This is a genomic window from Kitasatospora sp. NPDC101447 (assembly GCF_044767225.1).
Classification (GTDB): Bacteria; Actinomycetota; Actinomycetes; order Streptomycetales; family Streptomycetaceae; genus Kitasatospora.
The window spans coordinates 1-8,256 of sequence record NZ_JBIWNL010000074.1 but is presented as its reverse complement, the minus strand read 5'-3'; the positions used below and the strand labels follow the sequence as shown (position 1 = coordinate 8,256).

At 73.4% G+C, this 8,256-nt stretch carries 9 protein-coding genes and 1 pseudogene; 3 read left to right on the top strand and 7 right to left on the bottom strand.

Annotated elements, in window-relative coordinates; genetic code table 11:
- The first annotated feature begins 156 nt into the window (after window positions 1–156).
- Complete coding sequence (locus ACIRST_RS42120) at window positions 157–1,053, top strand: alpha/beta fold hydrolase (protein WP_402810048.1); 897 nt, start codon at window positions 157–159, stop codon at window positions 1,051–1,053.
- A gap of 5 nt (window positions 1,054–1,058) precedes the next feature.
- The gene (locus ACIRST_RS42115) at window positions 1,059–1,712 is read left to right on the top strand and encodes a 4'-phosphopantetheinyl transferase (protein ID WP_402810046.1); all 654 of its coding nucleotides are present in this window, start codon (window positions 1,059–1,061) and stop codon (window positions 1,710–1,712) included.
- Window positions 1,713–1,942: 230 nt separating this feature from the next.
- On the opposite strand, the gene ACIRST_RS42110 is transcribed toward ACIRST_RS42115, so the two are convergent.
- From ACIRST_RS42110 to ACIRST_RS42095, 4 genes are all read right to left on the bottom strand, one after another.
- On the bottom strand, window positions 1,943–2,314 hold the full coding sequence (locus ACIRST_RS42110; protein ID WP_402810044.1) for a hypothetical protein: 372 nt from the start codon (window positions 2,312–2,314) through the stop codon (window positions 1,943–1,945).
- Window positions 2,315–2,500: 186 nt separating this feature from the next.
- Window positions 2,501–3,658, bottom strand: coding sequence for an SGNH/GDSL hydrolase family protein (locus ACIRST_RS42105; RefSeq protein WP_402810041.1), 1,158 nt, complete (start codon window positions 3,656–3,658; stop codon window positions 2,501–2,503).
- An 80-nt stretch (window positions 3,659–3,738) separates the two neighbouring features.
- On the bottom strand, window positions 3,739–4,317 hold the full coding sequence (locus tag ACIRST_RS42100; protein ID WP_350526800.1) for a TetR/AcrR family transcriptional regulator: 579 nt from the start codon (window positions 4,315–4,317) through the stop codon (window positions 3,739–3,741).
- 165 nt (window positions 4,318–4,482) lie between these two features.
- Window positions 4,483–5,490: an AraC family transcriptional regulator gene (locus ACIRST_RS42095; protein WP_350526799.1), complete on the bottom strand. Its 1,008-nt coding sequence runs from the start codon at window positions 5,488–5,490 to the stop codon at window positions 4,483–4,485.
- A gap of 204 nt (window positions 5,491–5,694) precedes the next feature.
- On the opposite strand from ACIRST_RS42095, the gene ACIRST_RS42090 reads away from it, so the two are divergent.
- Window positions 5,695–6,162, top strand: coding sequence for a DUF1772 domain-containing protein (locus ACIRST_RS42090; RefSeq protein WP_350526798.1), 468 nt, complete (start codon window positions 5,695–5,697; stop codon window positions 6,160–6,162).
- A 109-nt stretch (window positions 6,163–6,271) separates the two neighbouring features.
- On the opposite strand, the gene ACIRST_RS42085 is transcribed toward ACIRST_RS42090, so the two are convergent.
- The 3 genes and pseudogenes from ACIRST_RS42085 to ACIRST_RS42075 form a co-directional block, all read right to left on the bottom strand.
- On the bottom strand, window positions 6,272–6,973 hold the full coding sequence (locus ACIRST_RS42085; RefSeq protein ID WP_402810038.1) for a polysaccharide deacetylase family protein: 702 nt from the start codon (window positions 6,971–6,973) through the stop codon (window positions 6,272–6,274).
- A 328-nt stretch (window positions 6,974–7,301) separates the two neighbouring features.
- The gene (locus ACIRST_RS42080; protein WP_402810036.1) at window positions 7,302–7,895 is read right to left on the bottom strand and encodes a DUF1772 domain-containing protein; all 594 of its coding nucleotides are present in this window, start codon (window positions 7,893–7,895) and stop codon (window positions 7,302–7,304) included.
- 235 nt (window positions 7,896–8,130) lie between these two features.
- Window positions 8,131–8,256: pseudogene (locus tag ACIRST_RS42075) on the bottom strand (NmrA family transcriptional regulator); the annotation flags it as partial.

Sequence of the window (8,256 nt, the reverse complement as noted above, 5' to 3'; positions counted from 1 at the left end):
GCCCAAACTCCTCCACAAACTCACCAACCTCACCTACAAACACACCACCGCCACCCAACACGCCCTCACCAACCTCCACCACCACCTCACCAACACCGCCGAATAACAGCGCCGAATTACAGCGCCGGAAACCACAATCGGAAACAGGAGGGCCTCATGCAGACCGCCGTCGAAATCCCCGCGCTGCCGGCCGATCACGCCGTCACCGCCACCGATCACACCGCGACCACGGACGACTTCGCGCGTCTTGCCATCACGGTCCACCAGCCCGCGACGCCCGACCTGGCGCGGCCGCTCGTGGTCCTCGTCCACGGGTGGGCCGCCTCCCGGACGGTCTGGCACAGCACCGCGAGCCAGTTGGCCGCGGCGGGGCACACCGTGGCCACGTACGACCAGCGGGGGCACGGCTCGTCGACGGTCGGGCGGGAGGCGATCGGTATCGAGCGGCTCGCGCGGGATCTGGACGCCGTCGTGGGGACGCTGACGACGCCGGAGCGGCCGGTCGTGGTGGTCGGGCATTCGGGGGGTGGCTACGCGGCGCTCGCCTGGGCGGCGCAGTTGTCCGCGGCGCGGCCGGCCGATGCGGGCAGGCGGATCGCCGGGCTGGTGCTGGTGTCCACGGCTTCGCACGGGCAGGAGACCCCGGCGAACGAGGTGAAGATGATGGGTTCCCAGCTGTTCAGCCGGGCGCTCCGGACGCCGTGGCTGGGCCGCAAGCTGCTCGGGCAGACGCACGGGCCGCGGGCGACCCTGGAGGCCCGCGAGGCCAACCGCCGGCTGTTCGCCCGTACGCTGCCGCAGACCCGTGCCGCCTGCTTCGCCTCGACGCAGGAGATGGACCATCGGGCCGGGCTCGCCGGGATCACGGCGCCCACCGTGGTGATCACGGGTACGGAGGACAAGGTCGTGAAGCCGAGCTTCAGTCAGGAGCTCGCCGCCGCGCTCCCGCAGGCAACGCTGCACGAGGTGCCGGGGACCGGGCACATGCTGCCGCTCGAAACGCCCCGGTTCATCGCCCACCACACCCACCAGCTGGTCCTGGCCGGCCGCTGACCGCCGTGACCACCACCGCTCCCGCCGGCGTCCTGGGCTCGCTGCTCCCGCCGTACGTCCACTGCGCCGAGGCGTTCGGCCCCCTGGATGCGGGCCGTCTCCACCCTTCGGAGGCGGCCTACATCCGGGACCGGTCCCCGCGTCGCCGGCAGCAGTTCACCACCGCCCGGACGCTGGCCCGCCGGGCCCTCGCCGAGTTGGGTCATCCGCCGGTGCCCCTGTTGCCCGGGCCCGGGGGTGCGCCGCAGTGGCCCTCGGGTGCCGCGGGCAGCATCACCCACACCCGCGGCTACACCGCCTGTGCCGTGACGAGTACCGGTCGGCACGTTTCGCTGGGCATCGACGCCGAGCCCGTCCGGCCGCTCCCGCACGGGGTCCTGGACCTCGTCAGCAGCCAGGACGAGCGGCGGGGGCTCGCCGCGCTCCCGGTGGGCGAGGTCCCCTGGGACGCCGTGTTCTTCAGCGCCAAGGAGGCGGTCTACAAGGCCGTCCACCCGCTGACCCGCCGGTGGACGGCGCTGGCCGCGATCACCGTCGCGGTCCACCCCGACGGCACGTTCACCGCCCGGCATCCTCACCACGACAACGTCGGCACGGGCCAGTGGGGCGTGCACCGGGACATTCTGATGACCGCGCTCGCCCTTCCGCCGACGGCGTGAGCGCGGGCGTGCGAGTGCCCGGGCGTGCGGGTGCCCGGGTGCGCGGGCGGGGCCGGGGGGCCGCACGGTCACGCCCCGGGCGACTGCCGGCCGGAGGGGAGCGTTAGCGGGGGTCCGACGCGAGGGATCTCCGCGGGGATCCGGCCGGGATCGGGGCCGAACGGTGTGAGGCCCCGTGCTGGTGCGCGGGGCCTCATTCGGTCGATCCGGGTCGCCGGGACCGGCCGCCGTTACGGCGCGATGGCGTAACAGAAGAACCGACCCTGCTGGGTGACACTGGCACCGGTTCCGTTGTCGGTGACGGTCACCTGCAGGGTGGCCGCCAGGTTCGTCCGGCACGGGCCGTAGGCGCTCGGGGCGGTGCGGCCGGAGAAGAAGCCCGCGTTGCTGACCGCACTCCACGAGTAGCTGTAGTTCCCGCTGCCGCCGGTGGCATAGGCGTCGCAGGACCAGACGCTGTTGCCGGAGTCGCAGAGCACGGTGACGCTCGGCGCAACGTCCGCGTGGGCGGGGGCGGCGAGCCCGAGGGTGGCGAGGGCGAGCAGCGGAGCCGCGAGGACTCCCAGGCGCCTGGTCGAGGCCTGGAGCACGGAGCTGGTCATCTGACCTCCTGTGTCGGGGTGTTCGGGTCGAGCGGGAACGAGTGTGCAGCGCGCACAGAATCTTCACAACCCCTGATCCCCGAACGCCGGACGGGCTACGTCCGGGTCATTACGCACGGAGTAGTGCCGCCTCGGTAGTCCCCGTCGTACCCCGGCCGTGACGAACGGTCAGCGCCTTCGTCGCAATCAGGGCGCCAGCGGGCCGCCCGGGGTGAGGGCCAGCCGGGTGAAGCGCTCGGCGATCAGCCGGTGGGCTTCCGGGGAGGGGTGGAGGCCGTCGGGGTGCGGGTGGGTGCCGTAGTCGGGCTCGCCGTAGAGGGCGAGCCCGTCGAGGTGGTGCAGGGCGAGGTCACCGTCGGAGCGGCGTTCGGCGACGATGCGGGCCAGGTGCTCGCGGATGACGGTGAGGGTGAGGCGGCCGGCGGCGCGTTCGGCCGGGTCGCCGGTGGCCCGGAAGCGGAGGGTGCCGCTGCTGAAGTCGGGGGCGAGCGGGCCGGGGGTGTTCTCGTGGATCGGGCAGAGCAGCGGGGAGACGACGAGCAGCGGGGTGGTCGGGTGGCCCTCGCGGACGGTGTCCAGGAAGCCGTGGACGGCCGGGGTGAGGGCGCGCAGCCGCATCGCGTCGCTGTTCACGAGGTTGATGCCGAGCTTCAGGCTGATCAGGTCGGCGGGGGTGTCGCGGATGGCGCGGGCGGTGAAGGGGTCGAGCAGGGCGCCGCCGCCGAAGCCGAGGTTGACCAGGTCGAGCCCGGCGCCGTTGGCCACCAGGGCGGGCCAGGTGCCGGTCGGGTGGGTGGCGTTCGAGCCGTGGCTGATCGAACTGCCGTGGTGCACCCAGCGCTTGCGCGGGCCGGCCGGGACGGGCTGCAGGGGTGCATCCGTTTCGAGCGCGATCAGTTCGGTGGTCTCGGTGTGCGGGAGCCAGAGTTCGACGGTCTTGTCCCGGGCGGGCAGGCCGGTGAACCGGGCGCTGCCGGGCGGCCCTTCGGTGAACTCGAAGCGGCCGGTGGCCAGGTCGACGGTGCGCAGGTTGCCGCCGGGGACGGTGGCCTGAGCTGCGAGGACGCCGTCGACGAGGAGGTCGTAGACCCCGTCGGGCACGTCGGGGACGCCGGGGTAGGCGCGTTTGGTGGGGACGGCGTGCAGCGTGACCGCAGTGGCGTGGGTGCGGAAGGCGAGGCGGACGCCGGAGGGCTGGGCCTCGGCCATCGCGAGCTGGTCGTCGGGTATCTGTCGGCGGGCGCCGGCGGGTAGCCGGTGCGGCAGCAGGCCTCGGCGGGTGTGCTCGACGTCGAGGTGGCCGTGCAGCAGGTCCTCGGTGACGGGGGTGGTGATCGCGGTCATGGCGCTTGCGTCTTCTCCGGGTCGGTGTACCGGCGGGGGCAGTGAGGCGCGCCGCACGGGCGGTTCAGGGGGTCGGCCGTTCAGGCGGTCGGGCGGGCGCCGCCCTGGCGCAGCAGAGTGTCGAGGGAGTCGATGATCCAGTCCCAGGACTGCCGGGCGTCGACGGCGGTGTGGCTGAAGCCGCCGGCCGCCTCCAGGCTGATGTAGCCGTGGAAGACGCTGCCGAGCATCCGGACCGCGTGGGTCTGCTCGGGCTCGGTGAGGTCGTAGCCGCGCAGGATCGCCCGGGTCATCTGGGCGTGCCGGACGCCCGCGCTGGCGGCGGCCGTCTCGGCGTCCAGGCGCAGCCGGGTGGCGTCGTAGCGGCCGGGGTGGCGGGCCGCGTAGTCGCGGTAGGCGTCCGCGAAGGCGCCGAGCGCGTCGCGGCCCGCGCGGCCGGCGAGGGCGTCGGCGACGAGGTCGGCGAGTTCCTCCAGGGCGTACAGGGCGATCCGGGTCTTGAGGTCGTGGGAGCTCTTGACGTGCGAGTACAGGCTGGCGGTCTGGACGCCGAAGCCGCGCGCCACGGCGGCGACGGTCACCTGCTCGAACCCGACCTGGTCGGCGAGTTCGGCGCCCGCGACGACCACGCGTTCGACGGTCAGTCCTGCCCGTGCCATGTGTTTCCTCCCGTACCGGCGCGCGCCGACGCGTCGGCGCACTGGTACGCCGACGCACTACGGCCAGTATGGGATTACCTAAATGATTTAGGCAAACGGGAAAGCACTATCGGACGGAAGCCCGCGGCATCCGCCTCAGCCCCGGCCTCCGCCTCCGCCTCCGCCTCAGCCCGCCAGGATCACCGTCTCCGCCGGGCCCGAGAAGCCCACCGGCTGCGGCGGGGTGCCCGTGGCGGCGAGGCGGCGGTGCTCCTGCGGGCTGATGCCGCGCACCCGCTTGAACGCCGCCGAGAGGGCGAAGGCGTTGCTGTAGCCGACCTTGCGGGCGGCGAAGGCGACGGTGCACTCGGGCTCGCGCAGCAGGTCGGCGGCGACGGCCAGGCGCCAGCCCGCGAGGTAGGCCATGGGGGGCTCGCCGACCAGGGCGGTGAAGCGGCGCGCCAGGCCGGCCCGGGAGACCCCGACCCGCTGGGCGAGTTCGGCGACCGTCCAGGCGGTGGCCGGATCGTCGTGCATCATCCGCAGGACCGGGCCGACCACCGGGTCGTGCTGGGCGCGGTACCACGCGGGGGCACCGGAGTCGGGGGCGGCGAGCCAGGACCGCAGGACGGAGACCACCAGCAGGTCGAGGATGCGGTCCAGGACGAGCTCCTGGCCGGGCTCGTTGCGTCCTATCTCGGCAGCCAGGAGGTGCACGAGGGTGTCGTCGGCGCCGGTGCCGGCCGGGCGCACCAGCAGGGCGGGCAGGCAGCCGAGCAGGCGCTGGCCGATCTCGTGCTCGGCCTGGTAGGTGCCGGAGAGGACCACCGAGGAGGCCATGTCGCCCTCACGGCCCTGTCCCCAGGTCCGGACGCCGAGCGACATCACCTCGGAGACGTCCACCCCGCCCTTGGTGCAGACCTGGCCCGGGCCGACGATCACGTCCACCGGCGTGTCCGGGTCGTCCGCGACGGTGTACGGCTCCGGGCCGCGCACGATCGCCACGTCACCCGGGTGCAGCAACAGCGGGGTGCCGCGCTCGGGCAGGATCCACGCGGCGCCGCGGACCATCGTCACGACCGAGAGCGGGGCCCGGTCCTCGATCCGCAGCGACCACGGCGGGGTGAGGATCGACCGCAGCAGGAACGCGCCGCGGGCCTTGGGGCCGTCGAGGAGTCCCGTCAGAGTGTCCATGCCGACAAGTGTAGACGGCAAGACATCATTTGACGGCTCGTCATTTGAGGGACTCTTGAGTGATCGAGGTGGCTCGCGGGCGTCAAATGCCGGATGATCTGCCCACGGGGGTAGGAAGCGACACGCAGCGACAGCGACGCAGCGATACCGACAGCGAGAAGTGAGGGGCTCACGACGATGGAAACGGCACGCACACTCGTCCTGGTGGCGGCCACTGTCACCTGTGGACTGACCGCCGGACTGTTCTACGCCTACGCGTGCTCGGTCATGCCCGCGCTCGCCCGGGTGGAGGACCGGACCTTCATCGAGGTCATGCAGCGCGTCAACGTGGCGATCCTGAACGGCTGGTTCGTCCTCGGCTTCGTCGGCGCCCTCCTGACGACGGCGGCCGCGGTCGCCCTGCACCTGCCCTCGGACGGCCACGACGTGCTGCCGGCGACCATCGCCGCGCTGGTCCTGTACGTCGCGATGATCGGGGTCACCCGCTCGGTCAACATCCCGCTGAACGACGAGCTGGCCGCCGCCGGTACGCCGCAGCGGATCGCCGACCCGGCCGGCGTGCGCGGCCGCTTCGAGGCGCGCTGGGTGCGCTTCAACGTGGTGCGGGCCCTGCTCTCGACGGCCGCCCTCGGCTTCCTCGCCTGGGCGCTGGTCCTCAACGGGCAGAGCTGACCGGGGTCCGCCGGCCTTCGGGGTCCACCCGACGGCCTACGGACTTCACCGAGGGCCCCGGACTTCACCGACGGCCTTCGGGCTTCACCCGACGCCACCCTGGGCGGCCTCAGCCGCACAGGGTGGCGAAGCCGTACCCGCGCGCCTTGAGCGTGGAGATGACGGCCGGCAGCGCGGCCACCGTCTGACTGCGGTCGCCACCGCCGTCGTGCAGCAGGATCACCGACCCGGGGCGGACGCTGTTCAGCACCCGTGAGCGGATCGCCGCCGTCCCCGGGCGGGACCAGTCCGCCGGGTCGACCGACCAGAGTACGACCTGCTTGCCGAGCGCCGCCGCGTGCGAGCGCACGGTGGCGTTGAGCGCGCCGTACGGCGGGCGCAGGCAGGTCGGGGTGCGGCCGGTCCGGGCGCGGATCGCCCGGTCCGTGGCGCTCACCTGGGAGTCGAGCGCGGAGCCGGAGAGCCTGCGCAGGTCCGGGTGCGACCAGGAGTGGTTCTGCACGCTGTGCCCCTGCCTGGCGACCTCCGCGGTCAGCGAGGGGTGGGCGGCCACGTTCTGCCCGATCTCGAAGAAGGTCGCGCGCACCCCGTAACGGGCCAGCGTGGCAAGGACCTTGGGCGTGTAGGCGGAGCTCGGCCCGTCGTCGAAGGTGAGGTAGACGACCTTGCCGCCGCCCGTGCCGCCGCCCGCGGCTTCCGCCGGTGCGGCGGGCAGTGCGACCGTCGCACCCGCCGCCAGGGCGACGGTGAGCGCGCCGACCGCCGTCCGGATCGCCGCGAGCTTCCCGCGCCTGCCGAGTCGTACGGACATGCCTGCCCCCTGCGGTCGGAACTCCGGTGCCGACGGCCAGTCTGCTCCGACGGCAGGGCGGCCGCGACCCGCCGGGTGGCGGAACCGGGCGGATCCGGCCAGCTCCGGCCGGCCGCACGACGGGCCGAACGGACGGACTCCGGACGACGTTCGCGACCGGTCACAGCCGGGCACGCGGCGGTTCCGAGCGGGCGGATGCGGGCGGATGCGGTCGAACGTCGGCGGATGCGGGCGGATACGGCCCGGGCGCGGCGGGCTCACCCGGGCACGTCGAGCGCCCCCGACGGGCTCCGTCGGGGGCGTCGATCGCGTTGCGGGGCGGCCTCGTTCAGCGCCCGGAGCGCCCGTGCAGCACCAGCGAGCGGGTCAGCGCGAGCAGACCGCCCGTGCACAGCGCGGTGCGGAGCATGTTGACCGGCACCCAGCTGTCCGCGAAGTGCGCCCGCACCGAGGCGAAGTCCTGGATCTGGGACGGGTCGCCGGCCGCCGCCAGCTGGTTGTTGAGCGGGATGTTGACGCCCATCGTCACGATCAGCGCCACCACGTACAGCGCCGTCGCCAGCGCGGCCCACAGCGCCGCCTGCCGCCGGCCCGCCTTGTGCAGCAGCCACGCCGCGACACCCGTCGCGACGAAGGCGCCGACGAAGACCAGGCCGAACATGCCGTTCTCGATCGACTTGTTGATGTGCTGCATCGCCGTCACGTACGTGCGGTCGTCACTCGCCGCCAGGCCCGGCATGACCGACACGTCGAAGGCGAAGAACAGCCCCGCCATCAAACCCATCGCGACGGTGGCACCCACCAGCAGCGGCCCGGTGGCCTTGCTGCGCGTGGCGGGCGTGCCCGCGCCGCCCGGGGCGAGGCCGGTGAAGGTCTGTGAAGCGGTGTAGGAAGCAGGAGTCGCAGTCTGGTGTGTGCTCATCGGTGATCCTTCGGTTCTCCCCGGTCCCCGCCCTGCGCGGGGACCCTCCCGGCACCCGGCGCACCGGCCTCCTCACCGCTCCCGGCCGCAGCCGGGGTGGACGATCAGGCGGCCGGCGCCGCCCGGCACCGACGATCTACTGAACTGCCGTACGCACGGCAGGTGTTGCTCTCCGGGTCGGCGGGTTCCGCCGGGTGGGCCGGTTCCGCCGGTTCAACCACGGACCTGCAGCCGGTCACGCGTTCCACACGCCCGAGGCGGCGGCCTCCCGGGCGTAGTCCGCGAAGTCCCGCGGCTCACGACCCAGCGCCCGCCGCACCCCGTCACCCAACGACGCGTTCCGACCGTCCAGGATCATCGA